General features: G+C 58.7%; 21 protein-coding genes. 9 read left to right on the top strand and 12 right to left on the bottom strand.

All coding sequences use genetic code 11. The features are described from left to right. Window positions 1-239: 239 nt before the first annotated feature. The 6 genes from ACR3E7_RS14670 to ACR3E7_RS14645 form a co-directional block, all read right to left on the bottom strand. Window positions 240-707, bottom strand: a complete 468-nt coding sequence (locus ACR3E7_RS14670; protein WP_170771055.1) for an Hsp20 family protein — start codon at window positions 705-707, stop codon at window positions 240-242. A 123-nt stretch (window positions 708-830) separates the two neighbouring features. Beyond that, window positions 831-1,643, bottom strand: coding sequence for a trypsin-like serine peptidase (locus ACR3E7_RS14665; RefSeq protein ID WP_480504207.1), 813 nt, complete (start codon window positions 1,641-1,643; stop codon window positions 831-833). After that, window positions 1,640-2,428, bottom strand: a complete 789-nt coding sequence (locus ACR3E7_RS14660) for a trypsin-like serine peptidase (protein WP_237217300.1) — start codon at window positions 2,426-2,428, stop codon at window positions 1,640-1,642. The genes ACR3E7_RS14665 and ACR3E7_RS14660 overlap by 4 nt, the downstream gene beginning before the upstream one ends. Before the next feature lie 111 nt (window positions 2,429-2,539). Beyond that, a complete protein-coding gene (gene glcF, locus ACR3E7_RS14655; protein WP_480504208.1) occupies window positions 2,540-3,862 on the bottom strand; it encodes a glycolate oxidase subunit GlcF in 1,323 nt (440 codons plus the stop codon). A 4-nt stretch (window positions 3,863-3,866) separates the two neighbouring features. Then, the gene (locus ACR3E7_RS14650; protein ID WP_170790120.1) at window positions 3,867-4,967 is read right to left on the bottom strand and encodes an FAD-binding protein; all 1,101 of its coding nucleotides are present in this window, start codon (window positions 4,965-4,967) and stop codon (window positions 3,867-3,869) included. A gap of 66 nt (window positions 4,968-5,033) precedes the next feature. Further along, entirely contained in the window at window positions 5,034-6,473 is a 1,440-nt protein-coding gene (locus ACR3E7_RS14645) for an FAD-linked oxidase C-terminal domain-containing protein (RefSeq protein ID WP_480504209.1), read from the bottom strand. A gap of 82 nt (window positions 6,474-6,555) precedes the next feature. Between ACR3E7_RS14645 and ACR3E7_RS14640 the strand changes: the two genes are divergently transcribed. Both ACR3E7_RS14640 and ACR3E7_RS14635 read left to right on the top strand, forming a co-directional pair. Further along, the gene (locus ACR3E7_RS14640) at window positions 6,556-7,254 is read left to right on the top strand and encodes a DUF599 domain-containing protein (RefSeq protein ID WP_170786365.1); all 699 of its coding nucleotides are present in this window, start codon (window positions 6,556-6,558) and stop codon (window positions 7,252-7,254) included. A gap of 35 nt (window positions 7,255-7,289) precedes the next feature. Next, on the top strand, window positions 7,290-7,637 hold the full coding sequence (locus ACR3E7_RS14635) for a hypothetical protein (protein ID WP_170786363.1): 348 nt from the start codon (window positions 7,290-7,292) through the stop codon (window positions 7,635-7,637). Between the two features lie 2 nt (window positions 7,638-7,639). Here the strand turns inward: ACR3E7_RS14635 and ACR3E7_RS14630 are convergent, their stop codons facing one another. The 4 genes from ACR3E7_RS14630 to ACR3E7_RS14615 all read right to left on the bottom strand — a co-directional run bounded on the left by ACR3E7_RS14630 (window position 7,640) and on the right by ACR3E7_RS14615 (window position 10,506). After that, on the bottom strand, window positions 7,640-8,125 hold the full coding sequence (locus tag ACR3E7_RS14630; RefSeq protein WP_170771071.1) for a flavodoxin family protein: 486 nt from the start codon (window positions 8,123-8,125) through the stop codon (window positions 7,640-7,642). A gap of 1 nt (window position 8,126) precedes the next feature. Continuing rightward, entirely contained in the window at window positions 8,127-8,597 is a 471-nt protein-coding gene (gene rlmH, locus ACR3E7_RS14625) for a 23S rRNA (pseudouridine(1915)-N(3))-methyltransferase RlmH (RefSeq protein WP_480504210.1), read from the bottom strand. 44 nt (window positions 8,598-8,641) lie between these two features. Then, the gene (rsfS, locus tag ACR3E7_RS14620) at window positions 8,642-9,001 is read right to left on the bottom strand and encodes a ribosome silencing factor (RefSeq protein WP_058276550.1); all 360 of its coding nucleotides are present in this window, start codon (window positions 8,999-9,001) and stop codon (window positions 8,642-8,644) included. Window positions 9,002-9,156: 155 nt separating this feature from the next. After that, complete coding sequence (locus ACR3E7_RS14615; protein WP_480504211.1) at window positions 9,157-10,506, bottom strand: mechanosensitive ion channel family protein; 1,350 nt, start codon at window positions 10,504-10,506, stop codon at window positions 9,157-9,159. 90 nt (window positions 10,507-10,596) lie between these two features. Here ACR3E7_RS14615 and ACR3E7_RS14610 point away from each other — a divergent pair, with 90 nt between their 5' ends. From ACR3E7_RS14610 to ACR3E7_RS14585, 6 genes are all read left to right on the top strand, one after another. Next, window positions 10,597-10,704: an isopropylmalate isomerase gene (locus tag ACR3E7_RS14610; protein WP_174819376.1), complete on the top strand. Its 108-nt coding sequence runs from the start codon at window positions 10,597-10,599 to the stop codon at window positions 10,702-10,704. A gap of 43 nt (window positions 10,705-10,747) precedes the next feature. Continuing rightward, the gene (leuC, locus tag ACR3E7_RS14605; RefSeq protein WP_170786357.1) at window positions 10,748-12,151 is read left to right on the top strand and encodes a 3-isopropylmalate dehydratase large subunit; all 1,404 of its coding nucleotides are present in this window, start codon (window positions 10,748-10,750) and stop codon (window positions 12,149-12,151) included. A gap of 37 nt (window positions 12,152-12,188) precedes the next feature. Continuing rightward, window positions 12,189-12,743, top strand: a complete 555-nt coding sequence (locus ACR3E7_RS14600; protein WP_480504212.1) for an HdeD family acid-resistance protein — start codon at window positions 12,189-12,191, stop codon at window positions 12,741-12,743. A gap of 42 nt (window positions 12,744-12,785) precedes the next feature. Then, the gene (leuD, locus tag ACR3E7_RS14595; protein WP_170790125.1) at window positions 12,786-13,391 is read left to right on the top strand and encodes a 3-isopropylmalate dehydratase small subunit; all 606 of its coding nucleotides are present in this window, start codon (window positions 12,786-12,788) and stop codon (window positions 13,389-13,391) included. A gap of 327 nt (window positions 13,392-13,718) precedes the next feature. Further along, entirely contained in the window at window positions 13,719-14,549 is an 831-nt protein-coding gene (locus tag ACR3E7_RS14590) for a hypothetical protein (RefSeq protein ID WP_480504213.1), read from the top strand. Then, window positions 14,546-15,574: an endonuclease/exonuclease/phosphatase family protein gene (locus ACR3E7_RS14585; protein WP_480504214.1), complete on the top strand. Its 1,029-nt coding sequence runs from the start codon at window positions 14,546-14,548 to the stop codon at window positions 15,572-15,574. Before ACR3E7_RS14590 ends, ACR3E7_RS14585 begins: the two co-directional genes overlap by 4 nt. Before the next feature lie 97 nt (window positions 15,575-15,671). On the opposite strand, the gene ACR3E7_RS14580 is transcribed toward ACR3E7_RS14585, so the two are convergent. Next, window positions 15,672-16,070 (bottom strand): hypothetical protein, encoded by a 399-nt coding sequence (locus ACR3E7_RS14580; protein ID WP_480504215.1) that lies wholly within the window; start codon window positions 16,068-16,070, stop codon window positions 15,672-15,674. 182 nt (window positions 16,071-16,252) lie between these two features. On the opposite strand from ACR3E7_RS14580, the gene ACR3E7_RS14575 reads away from it, so the two are divergent. Further along, entirely contained in the window at window positions 16,253-17,107 is an 855-nt protein-coding gene (locus ACR3E7_RS14575) for a LysR family transcriptional regulator (RefSeq protein ID WP_480504216.1), read from the top strand. 24 nt (window positions 17,108-17,131) lie between these two features. On the opposite strand, the gene ACR3E7_RS14570 is transcribed toward ACR3E7_RS14575, so the two are convergent. Continuing rightward, window positions 17,132-17,659 carry a redoxin domain-containing protein gene (locus ACR3E7_RS14570; protein ID WP_170786347.1) on the bottom strand — a complete coding sequence of 176 codons (528 nt, stop codon included), beginning with the start codon at window positions 17,657-17,659 and terminating at the stop codon, window positions 17,132-17,134. Window positions 17,660-17,689: the final 30 nt, after the last annotated feature.

The raw sequence follows: 17,689 nt of genomic DNA, 5'->3' as shown, positions 1-17,689 counted from the left end.
TCACTCGCACTCAATTGTCCTTACTTTTGGTCATGTAAGACCCAACGAACCCCTACCCACCAAGGAACTGACCCAGATCAAGACGGCTGGGTTCAAGTAGCTCGTTGAACATTCAACCTCTGCACTATTGCGCAGGGTCGATATTGGTTTGGGGAACAACGCCCCGCGTCTGGAGGAACGCGGGGCGTGCAGTCTGCGATAGCCCCGAGAGGCAGGACTATCGCGGTGGTCGGACGGCCTTAGTTCACGGCTTTGGCGTCAACCACGTCCTTTTCGATGGCCTGACCAGACGAAATCTGTATCCGGCGCGGTTTGAGCGCTTCGGGCACCTCGCGTTTGAGGTCGATGTTCAACATGCCGTTCTCGTGGCTGGCACCGGTGACGCGCACGTGGTCGGCCAGCGCAAAGCGGCGCTCGAACGCGCGGGTGGCAATGCCACGGTGCAGGTAGGAGCGGTCCTTGTCCTCGGCGGCTTTCTTGCCGGCCACGATCAGGGCATTTTCCTTCACCTCGACCGACAGATCGGCCTCGGCGAAACCGGCGACAGCGACGGAAATCCGATAGGCGTCAGCGTCGGTTTTTTCGATGTTATAAGGCGGATAGCTGGGCTGAGCCACGTCATTGGTCAGAACGCGATCCATCATGTCGGCGATCTGGTCAAAGCCAATGGTTGCGCGGTGCAGCGGAGCAAAATCAAAAGTTCGCATGTGTCATATCCTCAAGTCTGAGCGATCTACGATATGCCCTCCGGTTCGGACGGGCGGTTTGCTGTATCAGGCCCCGTTCGTGGCGACCCGATACAGTTCACATGGGTAACGATTTGGCCGAGTTCAACCCCCGCCGGGGCTGATGAATTTCGCACCGGAATTGGACTTGCCCGACCCGACCTGTAGACGATTGATCGAGGCTTTGGGCTGCGGTGCGTCGCGGCGCAGATCGGCCTTCAGATCCGAGACAATTCCGGCCAGTTCCATGCCAAACCCAACCTTGCGGCCATTAACTGCGCCAACCGCCGAAACCACCGACAGAATCTGCCAGCGCGACCCTTTGCGCGCCATCAGGGCCGAGCCCGAAGACCCAAAGGTGATATCGCAGTTAAACAGGATTAGCCCCTGCACTCTTTGCAGAATATCGCAGGACCGTTCGCGGGTAATCGCCTCGGATCGACCCCGCCCGTACGAGGCCAGGCTGACCTCACCCCCCGTCACACGCCCGCTGTGCAAGGCAAAAGGGTCCGCAATGGAAAGAGGGATCGGTTGTTCCAGCTTCATCAGGGCAACGTCGGCCCGAACGCCAGCATTCGAAAGCGATGGATGCTTGGCATAGTCGGGATGAACTGCGATCTGTACAACCTTTCGGTCTGCCAGCGATTGCCCCTGACTTAGACCCGCGCGGAACGTCACCTGCCCCGGCGCATAGGGTCGGCCCGTTGCCCTATCCAGCGCACAATGCGCGGCGGTCAGTACAATGTCCTGCGCGATCAGGGTGCCAGTGCAAAAGCCTTGGGTTCCGATATCCAGACGCCCGACCGCTTCCCAACCATAGAGGTCTTCCCGGTCGGTCAGCTTGCGCTTGGCACTTTGGGCGCTTGCGGTTGTCGCCATCACCAGCAGACACAATAGGGTCGCAAGAATACGCGTCACGGTTTGACAAACCTCGCACCCACATTGTTGCGGGCCGCCCCTGGCGGCGTGTCGGCGATGAACCCGCGCCCGGCGGATAATTCACGGTGCAGAACATCCAGTGAATCCTCGACCGTTGTGCCCACGGCCACGCGTTGGCCATTGAATTCGGCCTTGGCAGCCACGACCGAGACGATGCGCGGGCGGTCGCCTTCGAATGAAAACACAGGCGCCCCGGACGCGCCGAATTCCACATCACAGGACATCACCAAAACGTCCGAACGTCGGGTCATGACCGAGCAGACCTCTTGCAACGATGGCGCTTCAGCCCTGTCCTGCGCGTATGAGACCACGCCAACCTCTTCCCCTCGCGCCGGGCGTGCGCCGGTTTCAAACGGGATGACGGTGGTGTTGCGGATCGGTTGCCACAGCTCGACCAGCGCGATATCGCTGCCAATCCGGGCAGTGGAGTCCTCGCCAAACTGGTATTCGGGATGAATGACAGCTCGCCGCGCCGCCCGATAGGCCGACGCTCGACCCAAGCGCCATGCGGCTAGAAACTCGACATCTGACAAGTCCACGCGTTGGCCAGTAACCTTGTCAAACAAACAATGCGCGGCGGTCAGTACAATAGTCGGCGAAATCAGGGTGCCTGTGCAAAACCCGGCACCGCCGATATCCAGCCGCCCAACAGCCATCCACGCGCGCCCGGCATCGGTGGTTTCCAGGCTTTTCAACCTTGAATCCTGAGCCATTGCGGCCATGGGCATCAGCGCCAGTGCTAAGACCTTGATCCAGTTTCGCAAGCGGTTCTCCGGCGTAGCTTCGACTTATCCTCCTACGCAGTGCGTAAGGCGAAATTAGGGCGCTCGCTTGACAGCCGGGATCTGAACGCGACCGTAGTCGTCTTCAGACACCTACCTTAAGATCGGCACCTCGCGGTCCGGCCTGTGGTCCTGCTGCATGGCCCTTGGCAGGGGCCCTCCGGTCGTCCAGTCCAACAACTCGACCGTGTGCAGAATCGGAACCTCGGTAGCCGATCCGATCTGCATCATACATCCGATGTTGCCTGCGGCAATCACATCAGGGTTACCAGCCTCCAGCGTCCTGACCTTGCGTTGTTTGAGTTTCCCGGAAATCTCAGGCTGCATCAGGTTGTAGGTTCCGGCGCTGCCACAGCACAGATGGCTGTCCGCAGGTTCGACCACAGTAAACCCCGCACGTTTCAAAAGGTCCTTGGGATAGGTTTTGATTTTCTGACCATGCTGCAACGAACAGGCTGCGTGATAGGCCACAGTCAGACCCTTTTCGCCGCCTTCGGGCATATCCAGCTGCATCAGTAGCTCGCTGATATCCATGGCAATCTCCGACACCCGCGCCGCATCTTTGGCCAACGCGTCATTGCGGAACATGTGCCCGTAATCCTTCACGGTCGTCCCACAGCCCGAAGTGTTGATGACGATGGCATCCAACCCATCCCCGTCCATCTCGGCCACCCAAGCGCGGATATTGGCAGCGGCTGCTTTGTGGCTGTCATCGGACTTGCCCATATGATGCGTCAGCGCCCCACAACAGCCCGCACCTTCGGCCACGACAACCTCACACCCCAGCCGGGTCAGCAAACGGATGGTTGCATCGTTGATATCAGTGTTCAGCGCCTTTTGCGCACATCCTGTCATCAGCGCCACACGCTTTTTGCGCGCACCGTTTGGGGCAAAGCTCTGCGGATCGTCGTTGCGACTGACCGGAGGGATATGTTTTGGCGCCATATCCAGCATCGCCCGCAACCGCGCATCTGGCATCAGGAATTTGAACGGACGGCCCAGCTTAGCCCCGATCAAAGCCCAGCGGAACCGCATCGGATAGGGCAGAATCTGCGCCAGCACCCAGCGCAGGGCGCGGTCGGTGAAGGGCCGTTTGTAATTCTGTTCGATATATTCACGCGCGTGATCGACCAGATGCATGTAATGCACACCGGACGGGCACGTGGTCATGCAGGCCAGACAGGACAGGCAGCGGTCGATATGTTTGACCGTTTTCTCATCCGGCACACGCTCGTTTTCCAGCATGTCCTTGATCAGGTAAATCCGCCCGCGCGGGCTGTCCAGCTCATCGCCCAGCACCTGATAGGTGGGGCATGTGGCGGTGCAAAACCCGCAATGGACGCAGTTGCGCAGGATCTCGTTCGAGCGCTGAATCGCCGGGTCTTGCAGTTGTTTTTCAGTGAATATTGTCTGCATCTGTTTACCCCATCAGACCCGGGTTGAACAACCCGCGCGGGTCGAAACGCTGTCGAATGCCCTTTGTCAGAGCCTGAACTCCGGGGCTTTCCGGCTGAAAACGCCCCAGGACCTCAATCGTTTCCGCATTTGCTCTGACCAAGGTCGCGTGACCGTCAAATGCGCCGACGCGTGCGCGCAGGTCCGTGCCTTTGGGCACCAGCGCCCAGATCAGCCCGCCGCCCCAGTCATAGAGGGTTCGATCCGCTCCAATCCGCTGCGCAATCCCGGTCGCATCCGAAGGTTTGACCGAAATCCGCCACACATCCCCATCCACACCATGAAACGCAGATACGTCCCGAATGGCCTGCCACCGCTCGACCGAGCCATCGATCTCAGCAATCTCTCCGAAAACGGCCAATGTCGATTTCAACTGCTCAACACGATAGGCGACAGAGTCCGTGAACCCTTCGACCCTCAGAAGAACCCGCATCTCTTGCGGGTCATAGGCCGCACCCGACACTTCGAACGGGGATTTCAACGCCGCTGACATCACCGCAACAGCCGCGCTGACATCATCAGCGCGCAAGGCCAATGTCGCCACCGCCTCTGGCTTGGGCAGCACTTTCAGCGACACTTCGGTCAGAACACCCAACGTGCCCCATGACCCGCCCATCAGTTTGACAAGATCATAGCCGGTGACGTTTTTCATCACCCGCCCGCCATTCTTGACCACATGGCCCTTGCCATCGACATATCGCACGCCCAACAGGAAATCACGGCAAGCCCCGGCCTGAATGCGGCGCGGGCCTGAGATATTAGCGGCCACGACACCGCCAATGGTCGGCGCACCATTCGTGCCCAACAGACCGCGATGATCCATCGGTTCAAACGCCAATTGCTGCCCTCCGGCCTCTAACGCCGCCTCGACCTCGGCCACCGGAGTACCGGCCTGCGCCACAATCGTCAGCGCACCCGGCTCATACAGGGAAATACCGCTCAGTCCGCCGGTTTCGATGGTCATCTCGGGCCCGCCGATCCCGCGGGATCCACCACCGGCAATTCGCACGGGGCCCTGCAGCCCGGCCACTATTTCGGCCAGTTCGGCCTCTGTTTCAGGTCTCATGACATTTCTTCTGTTCAAAAATACCTCGGGGGAATCGCGGCTTGCCGCGATGGGGGCAGCGCCCCCTTACTCGGCTGCAATCCGGCGCGCCTCAGACACATCCAGCGGGAACACCTTGGCCGGGTTCAGCAACCAGTTCGGATCAAACACATCCTTGACGGCCATCTGCGCTTCAAGGTCCGCTGGCGCGTATTGATGCGACATCAGATCCCGCTTTTCGATGCCCACACCATGCTCGCCGGTCAGGCAGCCACCCACATCCACGCACAGCTTCAGGATTTCCGCGCCGAACGCCTCGCATTTCTCAAGATCGCCAGGCTTGTTGGCATCAAACAGAATCAGCGGGTGCATATTGCCGTCGCCCGCGTGGAATACGTTGCCCACCGGAAGGCCATATTCCTCGCTCAGCTCTCCGATACGGCGCAGTACCTGCGGCAAGGCAGAAACTGGGATCGTCCCATCGAGGCACATGTAATCGTTCATCTGCCCCATCGCGCCAAAGGCGGATTTTCGGCCCAACCAGATTTTCGCGCTTTCCTCAGCCGACTGACTTTCGCGCAGCTCGACCGGATTGTGACGCTTGGCAATCTCTATGATTTTGGACAGCTGATAGTCGATCTCGGCCTCTGATCCTTCGACCTCGACAATCAGCAAAGCATGGCAATCGGGATAGCCCGCCTGCGCAAAATTCTCACACGCCTTGATGCACAGTGTATCCATGAATTCGATCGCCACCGGCAGAATGCCCGATTTAATAATGTCAGAGACACATTGTCCGGCGACTTCGTTATCATCGAACCCCATCAGCACGGGCCGCGCACCCTCGGGCTTTCGCAGAATTCGCAACGTTGCCTCGGTCACAACGCCTAACTGCCCTTCCGAACCACAGATCACGCCCAGCAGGTCCAACCCGCCCGCGTCCAGATGCGCGCCGCCGATCTCGACCACGCTGCCGTCCATCATCACCATTTTGACGCCCAACAGATTATTTGTGGTCACACCATATTTCAAACAATGCGCCCCGCCCGAATTCATTCCAATATTGCCCGCTATCGCACAAGCCAGCTGCGATGAAGGATCAGGAGCATAGAAGAAGTCTTCCGCCTCCACCGCGCCGGTCACGCTCAGGTTGGTGCGGCCGGTCTGCACGCGGATGATGCGGTTGTCATAGTCGGTCTCCAACACATCGTTCATCCGGGCAATGCCCAGAATAACACTGTCAGCCGTGGGCAACGCCCCACCCGCCAGCGAAGTACCCGAGCCGCGCGGGACGACCGGAACCCCCTCTTCATTGCAGATGCGCAGCACGTCCGAAACTTCGCCGGTCGTAGACGGCAGCACCGCCAGCATCGGAGGGCAACGATAAGCTGTCAGCGCGTCGCATTCATAAGCGCGCGTCTCGGCCGGGTCGTGAATAACGGCGTCTTCAGGCAGCACTTGCAGCAAACGGCGCAACACCGCATCCTTTCGGCGCAGAACGTCAGGGTTAGGCGTCGGCATTTCCATGGCTGATCCTCCAGTTTGGTAAAATAATATTACCAATTTTCCGATCTGGCAAGTTTTTCCCGTAAAACGTAGGGTCCAATGCATGTCCTGGATTTATCAATCAATGCCCTTCGCACCGTTGGATTTCGTCGGTATCGCCCTGCTGATCGGCGCGTGGCTGGGGATCGGCTGGCGGATCGAAAACCCGTCACCGAACAAGCCCTCGGTTGGAATGATCATGGACGACTACCGCCGAGACTGGATGAAAGAAATGGTGACCCGTCAGCCGCGCATGTTTGACGCGCAGGTCGTCGGCACGATGCGGCAGGGCAGCACGTTCTTTGCCTCAACCACGATGATTGCCATCGGGGGTGGACTAGCTCTGCTGGGCAACACAGAGCGCCTGGCCGGGCTGGCGCAGGATCTGGCACTGGGAACCGCGCCCGCGCTGGTGTGGGAGGTCAAAATTCTTGTGATCCTGCTGTTTTTGGCGAATGCTTTTCTAAAATATGTCTGGGCACACCGGTTGTTTGGCTATTGCGCCGTATTGATGGCGGCTGTGCCAAATGACCCTGAAGAGCCCGCCGCCTATCCGCGCGCCGCCCAAGCGGCCGAGATTTGCGTCACCGCCGCGCGTAGTTTCAATCGTGGTCTGCGGGCGACCTATTTTGCGCTGGCTTCTGTTGCATGGATCTTGGGCCCCTATGCGCTGATTGCGGGCACGGTGATCACGCTGGCTATGCTCTATCGGCGTGAATTCGCGTCGCATTCCCGCACAATTCTCCTCAACACCGGATCGTGATCCCTCAGCTCACCACAAAAGGTTAAGTTCATATCATGAGATATCTTGTTCTGAGCGCCCTTCTGGCCACTCCGGCCCTTGCAGATGACCCCGTGATCGAAGCCGTCACCGCGAAATCAAACGGTGGCACATGGCGATTCGATGTGACCGTCTCACATCCTGAAACCGGATGGGATGACTATGCAGATGGCTGGCGTGTGCTGGATATGGAGGGGAAAGAGCTGGGACTGCGCGTGCTGCATCACCCGCATGAGAATGAACAGCCCTTTACCCGCTCACTAAGCGGTGTGGCGATCCCGGCGGGCACGTCGCAAGTGCAGGTACAGGCCCGCACCAATACGGATGGCTGGGCCAAAAATACCTTTGTGGTCGACCTGAACTGAAGTCAGAACACGCCCATCTGCAAACCGGCGGCCATGGCAAGACCCAGCTCGCGGCAATTTTCAAGCTGGTCGTCGGGGATGGTTTTCTCGGCCAGAATCGCCTCGGGTGTTTGCGCATGGGTGCAGATGATCAGCGGCGGCTGCACCTCTTTCAACCGCCAACCGGTTGCGATGCGGGCGGTTTGTCGCGCGGCGTTTTCGCCATCAGACCCGGCGCAGATCATCTGCGCATAGGGGCGGCCTTCGATCCGACCCAGCACCGGATAATAGCTGCGGTCGAAAAACTCTTTCATCAGACCCGAAATCGCGGCCAGATTCTCGGGCGCGCAGAAGATATAGCCGTCGGCTTGCAACAAATCTTCGGGTCCGGCCTGATCGGCGGGTTTCAGAACCACATCCGCCTCATCCCCTGCAGCCTTGGCTGCAGCTTCGGCCATTTGCCGGGCCCCGCCGGTGCGCGAATGGTAAATGATCAAAAGCTGCGCCATATCAGACCCGGTGATAGGGGCCGCCCGACAAAATGGTTGCGGCCCGATAGAGTTGCTCGGCCAGCATCACACGGACCAGCATATGGGGCCATACCATCGAACCAAATGAGATCGAAAAATCCGCCTCGGCACGCAGATTAAGGTCTATTCCGTCTGCCCCGCCGATGATCAGCGCCAAATCTTGCCGCCCGGCATCGCGCCAGCCGCCCAGCTTTTTGGCAAATTCCGGCGAGGACATCACACGGCCCCGTTCGTCCAGAGTACAGATGACCGCGCCTTTGGGCAGCGCCTTGCGAAGCAGCGTCGCCTCGGCGCCCATTCCAGCGTTTTTCTTGTCTTCAACCTCGATCACCCGCGCAGGACCAAGGCCCAAAGCGCGTCCGGTCCGGTCAAAGCGTGTCAGGTAATCGTCAAGCAGGGTCTTCTCGGGTCCGGCGCGCAATCGCCCGACCGCAACTATGCTAATCCGCATATCTCTCTCGCCTCCGGCCTTTCAATACAGGCCGGGATAGCGCCTCAGTTCGCCGAGGCGCTGCCGCCCTGAGGCAGCCACATCTTTTCCAGCTGGTAGAATTCACGCACTTCGGGGCGGAAGATATGGACGATAACGTCGCCCGTATCGATCAGCACCCAGTCGCCGGCATCCTTGCCTTCGACCTTCGAGGTGAAACCGAATTCCTGCTTGATGCGATCCGTCAGCTTTTCCGCCATGGCCGAGACCTGACGGGTCGACCGACCCGAGGCAATCACCATGTGATCCGCAACAGAAGACTTACCTTGCAGGTTAATCTGCACGACGTCTTCGGCCTTGTCATCGGAAAGTGAGGAAAGGATACGCTCAAGCAGCTTGTCGCTGATTGACTGAGAGTGGGCCATCACGCTGGCCCCGTCATCGGCGGGCAACCCCGCCTGGGTATGTAGAGACAGGACATAGTCCTCCTTTGCTGCGCGCCATCAAATCCCGGCGCCGGGGTACTAATAAGGTAACAAGGGGAATGCAACATTTCAATGAACGCGCCATCAACGCAGCGTCAATCCTCTACGATCTGTTGCGGGTCTGCGTCGTGCAGCAGGCGCACCTCGCGCTGCGGGAAGGGCAGCGAGATACCCTCGGCCTGAAACGCATCCCAGAGCGCTAGGTAGACATTGCCGCGGATATTGGTCAGCCCCTTGGTTGGGTCGCTGATCCAGAACCGCAGCACGTAGTCGACGCTGCTGTCCCCGAATCCAGTGATATGGCAGACCGGTTCATGTAGACCGCCACTCAGCACGCGGGCCACGGACTTCACTGAACGGATAGCGGTGGCGCGCACCTTGTGGGGATCGTCGCCATAGCTGGTACCAAACTCCAGATCCAGCCGCACGAACTTGTCGGAATGCGACCAGTTCACGACCTGACTGGTAATCAGATCTTCGTTCGGGATCAGGTATTCCCGCCCGTCCCGTGTCACGACCGAGACATAACGCGCGCCCAGCGCGTTGATCCACCCAAACGTATCCCCTAGCGAGATCACGTCGCCCGGTTTGATCGAGCGATCCATCAGGATGATAATCCCCGAGATTAGGTTCGATACCACCTTTTGCAGCCCAAACCCGATGCCCACACCGATGGCACCGGACAACAGCGCAATCCCGGTCAGGTCAAAGCCCAACGTTCGAATGGCTGCCAAGAAAACCGCACCATACAGAACCACCTGCATGCCCTTGGCCAATAGCACCTGCATGGAAGGCGTAATGTCATCGTTGTTTTTCAAACCACGTTCGGCTGCGCGCGTACCCACACGCGCCAACGTCAGCAGAACACCGATCAACAGCGTCGCCTTGATGATCCCCAGCACCGAGATATGCAGATCTCCAATAGAAATCGCGACTCCGTCCAAAAACTCGGCCACATCATCGGTCAGATTCAATGCAACAAGCGTTGCATAGACCCACATGGCCCATTTGAAGATCCGCCGAAGCGTTCTGTTGCGCACCAGTCGCGCCACCAGCGCTATGGCCAACCACGCCGTCGCCAAAGTCGCGATAACGCCAATGATATAACTGCGGGACGGCCATGTGATCTGCTGCATGACCAGATACAGTGCCCAGGACAGCAACACGAAATAGACCAGCGTCAAGCGCTGCATCAGCTGTACTAAAACGCGCAAACGCCATTTGGGCCACCCAGTGCGCGCCCGCGCCCAAGAATCCCACCGGCCTTGCGTGAAAAGCTTAAGGCCAAATGCCAAAGCCCATAGCAATAGAATGATCACCAGCTGGTGCTGACGCCAGCCCGGCGTGACCACCAGTTCAAGAAGGTTTTCGAATTGCACAGAAAAGCCCGCGACCATGTTGTCATAAAGGTCCGACAGCGAGCTGGGGATCAGGTCTTGATTCATACCTGCAGCTTGGACAGCACAGCCCCATGATGCAAGCCTGACGCGGTTTTGAACCTTGATTGACGGCAATGGGCAATATATCTGGACGCCATGAGACTCACCGTAGCCCAGATTCAGAACCTTGAAGATCGCGCCCGTCTGCGCGAACGGTTCTATGGGGCTGCCCGCACGGTTCTGGCCCGCCTATCGGCGGCCTAAGCCACCTCGCCAGCCAATTCTCATTACATACGGGAGAGGACCGATGTCCCCCAAAACACTCTATGACAAGATCTGGGATGCCCATGTCGCGCATGAAGCCGACGATGGCACCTGCCTGCTGTATATCGACCGCCATCTGGTACACGAAGTGACCAGCCCTCAGGCCTTCGAAGGCCTGCGCATGGCGGGCCGCAAGGTGCGTGCGCCAGAAAAGACCATCGCCGTGCCGGATCACAACGTGCCCACCACGCCGGACCGCGTGAACGGGATCGAAAACCCGGAATCACGCATTCAGGTCGAGGCGCTGGACAAGAATGCCAAGGATTTCGGCATTCACTACTACCCGGTGCATGACGTCCGTCAGGGCATCGTCCACATCGTCGGCCCCGAACAAGGTTGGACCCTGCCCGGCATGACCGTTGTCTGCGGCGACAGCCACACCGCCACCCATGGCGCGTTTGGTGCTCTGGCCCACGGCATTGGTACTTCTGAGGTTGAGCATGTTCTGGCCACGCAGACTCTGATCCAGAAAAAATCCAAGAACATGAAGGTGGAAATCACCGGCAAATTGCAGCCGGGCGTGACCGCCAAGGATATCACTCTGGCCGTGATCGGTGAGACTGGCACAGCAGGCGGCACCGGCTATGTCATCGAATATTGCGGCGAAGCGATCCGCGATCTGTCGATGGAAGGCCGCATGACCGTCTGTAACATGGCGATCGAAGGCGGTGCCCGCGCGGGTCTGATCGCCCCCGATGAGACCACGTTCGAATACGTCAAAGGCCGCCCCCACGCCCCGAAAGGCGCCCAGTGGGAAGCCGCAATGGAGTGGTGGAAAACGCTTTACACCGATGAAGGCGCGCATTTCGACAAGGTCGTGACCCTGCGCGGCGAAGATATCGCGCCCGTGGTGACATGGGGCACCAGCCCCGAAGACGTGTTGCCGATCACCGCAACCGTGCCGAACCCCGAAGATTTCGAAGGCGGCAAAGTTGACGCGGCCCGCCGCTCGATCGAATACATGGGACTGGAAGCCGGTCAGAAGCTGAGCGACGTGGAAATCGACACCGTCTTTATCGGGTCTTGCACCAATGGCCGGATCGAAGATCTGCGCGCCGCTGCTGAAATCCTCAAAGGCAAAAAGATCAAGGACGGGATGCGCGCAATGGTCGTGCCCGGTTCGGGTCTGGTCCGATTGCAGGCCGAGGAAGAAGGTCTGGCCGACATCTTCAAAGAGGCCGGTTTCGAATGGCGTCTGGCAGGATGTTCGATGTGTCTGGCGATGAACCCCGACCAGTTGCAACCGGGCGAGCGCTGTGCCGCGACCTCGAACCGTAACTTTGAGGGTCGTCAGGGCCGCGGAGGACGCACCCACCTGCTGAGCCCGGCAATGGCTGCCGCAGCGGCCCTAACAGGACGGCTGACAGACGTCCGCGACTTGATGTAAGGTACCCTCATATCTAGATATTTGAGGGATTGAACAAATGAGTGACTGGATCAAATGGCTGCTGCTTGGACTTCTGTCCATCGTGTTTGGCATCTTTGTGCTGGGCGCGCCGGCGGTGGCGTCGATTGCCGTAACGGTGGTGACGGGTGTGTTGCTGCTGATCACGGGCGCGTTGCAAGTTGTCGGCGGCTTTACCGTCGAAGGCACGGGTAACAAAATCCTGTCACTCATCATGGGTGTGGTGATGCTGTTTCTGGGCTGGTCCTTTCTGGGTCACCCGTTGCAGGGCACGCTGACGCTGGCCACCGTTTGTCTGATCCTGTTTCTGGCAGGCGGTATCGCCCGAGTTATCCTGTCGTTCCAGATGCGTGGCACTCAATATTTCTGGGCCACACTGATCTCTGGCATCATGTCGATTGTCCTGGCGATGCTTATCTGGCGCTTTGCCACAGTCGAGCCTGCGATCATGCTGCAATTGCTGGGCATTCTACTGGGCATCGAGATGATCTTTAACGGGCTCGGCCTGGTCTTTATGGCGTTCTACGTCAAAGACGCACCCAAAGACGAAACAACAGAAGCGAAAGAAGCTTAAACGCGGGGCACGGGCGCGGCCCTCTCCCGCAGGAGTGTGAACATGGAAAAGTTTGACAAAGTCCACGGGGTGGCCGCCCCAATGCCACTGATCAATATCGACACCGATATGATCATTCCCAAAGTGCACCTGAAAACCATCAAACGGTCTGGCCTTGGCGTCGTGCTGTTCGACGAGATGCGCTATCACGACCATGGCGGCGAGAATGAAGAATTCGTTCTGAACAAACCTGCCTATCGCAACACCGAGATTCTGGTAGCAGGCGACAATTTCGGTTGCGGCTCGTCGCGGGAACACGCGCCCTGGGCGATCAAGGATTTCGGCATCAAGGTCGTGATCTCGACCAGCTTCGCGGACATCTTCTTCAACAACTGCTTCAAGAACGGCATCCTGCCCATCGTCGTCGAAGAAGAGCATCATGCGGTTCTAATGGATGACGCGCACAAGGGCGAGAACGCCCGCATGACTGTGCATCTGGAAGATCAGAAGATCACGACCTCGGACGGCGTCGAGATCGAATTTGACATCGACCCTCACCGCAAGCACTGCCTGCTGAACGGTTTGGACGATATCGGCCTGTCGATGGAAAAAGAACATCATATCGACAAATTCGAAGAGCACGCCTCTCAGGCGCGTCCGTGGGTGTGATTCTTTTAGACATCGTATGCAATGCAACTTAAAGGGGTCGCTTCGGCGGTCCCTTTCGCATTCTTGGGGTCTGAAATTCGGCAAACACAACATGTTGCGGTGACCTTAAACTAGACGACGGTTTTGCGTCAGGAATGATGCAAACCAGCACCAGTTTTGCCATCTTTTTGCCTCAAATGGCGTGTTTTCTGCACCTTGGCTTGAGCGAATTGCCTTGGGGGGTCAATGTTGGCGCTAATGAGGCATCCGTCAAAATAATCAATGACGGGCACAAGTTGGAATGAAGTCGGCAAAGATCGGCCCGTCCAGTTTGAAAGGGTTCGGAAAGTGATTGCGCGCACAACAGGGGCGGCAATTCGGGGCATTCTTGTTGCACTTGTGGTGCTGACCCCCGCGTTGTATCTGCCCGTATCGTCAACGAATGGGACCGAGATCGTCGTCTTTCTCGCCATTCTCGCGTTTTTTCTGACCTTTGCCGAATATAACTCGGCCTTTCCCAGCTTTATCGAATTCCGCGATGCGCCGCCGGTGAACCGGTTGCGCTTTGTCGGGTTAGTTACAATGGTCACCTTCCTGACGCTGATCTGCAAGAACGCCTATATGCCCACCGGCCTGACCGAGGTTTTCTATTCGGTCGGCCTGGGTATCGCGAATATCGTGGACTTCCCCTATTCTCCGGTCCGCCTGATCGTCCTGATCCTGCCGTCAGGGGCAAGTGCGCCACTGACCGAGCTAGTGCGTATTTCCGCCAGCGTCGCCTATGTCGCCGCCTTGGCGACCATCGCGGCTTTTGCTTATGCGGTGAAGCTGCGTGGTTGGCCAACCGGCAACGGTGCATTCAATGTCTGGACAAATCTACCGCTATTCGACCCGACCAAGGGCGGCGACGTCGTCACCCGGCTGCAACGGGACGGACGGCTGAACATCTCGATCGGGGTGCTGTTGCCCTTCCTGATCCCGGCGTTGATCAAGATACTGACGGAATACGCCGATCCCATCTCGCTTAATAACCCGCAAACCCTGATCTGGACGATGAGCGCATGGGCCTTCCTGCCCGCTAGCATGATCATGCGCGGGATGGCGACTTTGCGGATTGCCAACCTGATCGTCGAAAAACGCCGCGCCTATTCCACAACCGAGTCCACTCAGGCCGCATGATCCGTGCCCTGATCTTTCTGCTGCTGCCGATCATGGCGCAGGCAGAACCTTTACGCGTGGCCACCTTCAACACCGAACTCAGCCGCGACGGGCCCGGACTGTTGCTGCGCGATATCCAGCGCGGCGATGCACAGGTTCAAGCGGTGGTAGAGGTCCTGTTAGCGGTTCAGGCCGATATCGTCGCGTTGCAGGGGATCGACTGGGACCTGAACGGTAAGACGATCCGGGCGCTGACCACGCAAGTGTCATCACAGGGGCTGAGCTATCCACATATCTATGCCGCCCAGCCGAACTCTGGCCTGGAAACCGGGCTGGATATGGATGGCGATGGCCGCACATCAGGGCCCGGTGATGCCCAGGGCTGGGGCCGGTTCACCGGTCAAGCGGGGATGGCAGTGTTGTCGCGCTATCCCATCACCACGGATCAGGTGCAGGAATTTACCGCGCTGCGCTGGCGCGACCTGCCGAATGCCAAGTTGCCGCTGGTCGATGGGCGACCCTTCCCCTCCACCAACGCGCAGGACATCCAGCGACTTTCGTCCGTGGCCCATTGGGCGGTCCCAATAGAAACCCCACAAGGGCCGCTAACTTTGATGACCTTCCATGCTGCCCCTCCGGTGTTTGATGGGCCAGAGGATCGCAATGGTCTGCGCAATCATGATGAGATCATGCTGTGGCGCGCAGTTCTGGATGGCGATCTGGGACAGGCCCCCAATGGCCCTTTCATCATCGCCGGGGATGCAAACCAGGATCCGACGCAGGGTGAAGGCCTCAAACTGGCGATCCACAGCCTGCTGACCGACCCGCGCCTGACCGACCCGCGTCCGCAGGACCCTACCGGTGCATTGACTACGGTCACATGGAAAGCGGTCGGGGATCTGAGGGTCGACTATGTTCTGCCCTCGGCCCACTGGACCGTGCAGCGCGCGGGCGTGTACTGGCCCAAACCGGGCACGCCAGAGCGGGACGCAGCCGAAAAAGCCAGCCGCCACCGGCTGGTCTGGGTCGACATAGACATGGACTGAAGAAAAAAGGGCCACCAAGCGGTGGCCCAATTTCAGGTCGAGGATTGTCAATTACCCGGACAGACTCGTTACTATACAAACTTATAAATCGAAAAACTTACGTGCGCGGCGTGCCGGGTGCGGACGACCCCCCCGTTGGGTCACGCCCATCTCCGGTCGAGGTGCTGTCGCTTGGATCGCGCCCTCCGTCAGGGTCACGCCCACCGCCGGATGTCGAACTGTCGCTTGGGTCACGCTCTTCCCCCGGAGGGCTGCAAGGAACAGACGCCGTTCCAGCAACCGAGGAATCATCACAGCCTTCCGGTGGAGGCGGCGGCGGCACACAGGGCTCGGTTGCCGTACCTGCGGGTAATGAACCGTCCGAGCATCCGATAACGTCACCATACTTGTTGAAAATCGGCTCAGCCTGAATGGGCTGCGGAGCCTCGGTTTGACTGCACGCCGCCACAAATGTCAGGCAGACCGCCGTAGTCCAAACTTTCGAAAAAACTTGCATTCACTTGTCCTTTATCACGGGATCTAGAACAGACCCCAACACCCCAAAAAGAAAACTCGTAACCCACTGTGAACTTTGGAAAGTGCAGTGCCTCTTCTGGATTGCCTGAATTTAGATTTGATTTCTGCTGACAAAAAGGCACTAAACTGCATCAAGATCATGCAATTTTGCAGGTAACTGACATGAATTGGGACAATCTGAAAGTGCTTCTGGCCATTGGTCGGGCCGGTTCACTGACCGGCGCGGCGCACGCGCTTGACGTCGACGCGACGACGATGGGGCGGCGTCTGACTGCGCTTGAAAAAGAGCTGGGAGTTATCCTGTTCGTGCGCTCTAAATCCGGCTTTGTCCCGACCGAGGCGGGCGTCATCGCGATCCGGCAGGCCGAACAGATCGAGGCACATTATCACCAGATGACCGACCAGATTTCGCAATCGCAGGCCAGCGCCGTAGGCGTGATGCGGCTGGTTGGAAATTCATGGACAATGCAACGGCTGGCAATGACCGGCATGGATCGCTTTCTGGCCACCAATCCGGGGCTGGATCTGAGACTGATGACCCGCGCACCGTCTGCGCGTGTCTCGGGTGAAGCATCGATCCAGATGTGGTTCGAGGTTCCACCCGAAGCTGCGGAATACACCGTTACGCTTGGTCAGGTGCCATATGCCGTATACCGTGCGGCGCATCTGGACACACCCCTTGCCAATTGGGTCGCCTTTTTTGACGAAGAAGCAAGTCGCCCGATCATCAGCCGGGCTGTCGAGCGGCTGAGCAAAAGTACCGAAACCATGCGCGTCACCGCCACCGATGCCAGCGTTCTGGTTTCAGCCGTCGCCGCAGGGGTCGGCAAGGGTCTGTTGCCGATGTGTCTGGCCAAAGGGCGCAACGATCTGGTGCGTGTGGGCACAGGTCGGCCCGAATTTAACCGAAGCCTGAACCTCTATCTCAACCCCGACACAGTCGGATACAAACGGGTTCAGGTCACGGTCGAATGGCTGCGCGCCGCCTTTTCGGACGCATTTGGGCCCTCTGGCTGATCCAGAAGGTCCATCTACCACCACCTACAGGGCACCGGTATAGGTGCCGCGCGGGGGATAGCCGTTGTTCAGCGCAAATTTGATGCCTCCGGCAATATCGGCAATGGCGGGGCGTGCAAAGGGAATGGTCTGCTGCCAGGCGAAATACAGGTTGCGGTCGGGCGAGATGTAGAAATGTCCCGGCTCGGCGAAGAACGCGGCCTCTGCAGTCCCTTCACGTCCTTCCGAGATGTTCAGCCCCCAGTCTTCCCGCGCCTCGGCCATAGGCAGACTGTGACCCACACGCAGGCGCGACACGCCCGCTTTTTCAACCGTTTCAGCAGCGCGCTCGGCGGTGTCCGTGGTGATCATCACCACCTCGATCCCCAGTTCGGCAAAGTCATCCAGCGCCGCTTCGACCTCGCCCATCTGACGAATGCAGATTGGGCAATGCAACCCGCGATACTGAATCACCAACGTGCCGTTTTCGCCCTTGTCGCGCTCAAGATCGAAGTCCCCACCGGCGACGGTTTCAATTTTCAGTGCGGGAACCGGGTTTCCGGGTGTCAGCATGTGTTTTCCTCGTGGTTTGGCGGGATCGTC

Source organism: Ruegeria sp. BK1 (assembly GCF_056535645.1).
Note: the sequence above shows the minus strand (reverse complement) of the source record. Positions and strands in the feature narration are given on the sequence as shown.

Bases quoted from the DNA above. Each gene is read 5' to 3' on its own strand.
- ACR3E7_RS14670 (WP_170771055.1), bottom strand. From the start codon at position 707: ATGCGAACTTTTGATTTTGCTCCGCTGCACCGCGCAACCATTGGCTTT.
- glcF (WP_480504208.1), bottom strand. From the start codon at position 3,862: ATGCAGACAATATTCACTGAAAAACAACTGCAAGACCCGGCGATTCAG.
- ACR3E7_RS14650 (WP_170790120.1), bottom strand. From the start codon at position 4,967: ATGAGACCTGAAACAGAGGCCGAACTGGCCGAAATAGTGGCCGGGCTG.
- ACR3E7_RS14645 (WP_480504209.1), bottom strand. From the start codon at position 6,473: ATGGAAATGCCGACGCCTAACCCTGACGTTCTGCGCCGAAAGGATGCG.
- ACR3E7_RS14640 (WP_170786365.1), top strand. From the start codon at position 6,556: ATGTCCTGGATTTATCAATCAATGCCCTTCGCACCGTTGGATTTCGTC.
- ACR3E7_RS14635 (WP_170786363.1), top strand. From the start codon at position 7,290: ATGAGATATCTTGTTCTGAGCGCCCTTCTGGCCACTCCGGCCCTTGCA.
- ACR3E7_RS14630 (WP_170771071.1), bottom strand. From the start codon at position 8,125: ATGGCGCAGCTTTTGATCATTTACCATTCGCGCACCGGCGGGGCCCGG.
- rlmH (WP_480504210.1), bottom strand. From the start codon at position 8,597: ATGCGGATTAGCATAGTTGCGGTCGGGCGATTGCGCGCCGGACCCGAG.
- rsfS (WP_058276550.1), bottom strand. From the start codon at position 9,001: ATGGCCCACTCTCAGTCAATCAGCGACAAGCTGCTTGAGCGTATCCTT.
- ACR3E7_RS14615 (WP_480504211.1), bottom strand. From the start codon at position 10,506: ATGAATCAAGACCTGATCCCCAGCTCGCTGTCGGACCTTTATGACAAC.
- ACR3E7_RS14610 (WP_174819376.1), top strand. From the start codon at position 10,597: ATGAGACTCACCGTAGCCCAGATTCAGAACCTTGAAGATCGCGCCCGT.
- leuC (WP_170786357.1), top strand. From the start codon at position 10,748: ATGTCCCCCAAAACACTCTATGACAAGATCTGGGATGCCCATGTCGCG.
- ACR3E7_RS14600 (WP_480504212.1), top strand. From the start codon at position 12,189: ATGAGTGACTGGATCAAATGGCTGCTGCTTGGACTTCTGTCCATCGTG.
- leuD (WP_170790125.1), top strand. From the start codon at position 12,786: ATGGAAAAGTTTGACAAAGTCCACGGGGTGGCCGCCCCAATGCCACTG.
- ACR3E7_RS14585 (WP_480504214.1), top strand. From the start codon at position 14,546: ATGATCCGTGCCCTGATCTTTCTGCTGCTGCCGATCATGGCGCAGGCA.
- ACR3E7_RS14580 (WP_480504215.1), bottom strand. From the start codon at position 16,070: ATGCAAGTTTTTTCGAAAGTTTGGACTACGGCGGTCTGCCTGACATTT.
- ACR3E7_RS14575 (WP_480504216.1), top strand. From the start codon at position 16,253: ATGAATTGGGACAATCTGAAAGTGCTTCTGGCCATTGGTCGGGCCGGT.
- ACR3E7_RS14570 (WP_170786347.1), bottom strand. From the start codon at position 17,659: ATGCTGACACCCGGAAACCCGGTTCCCGCACTGAAAATTGAAACCGTC.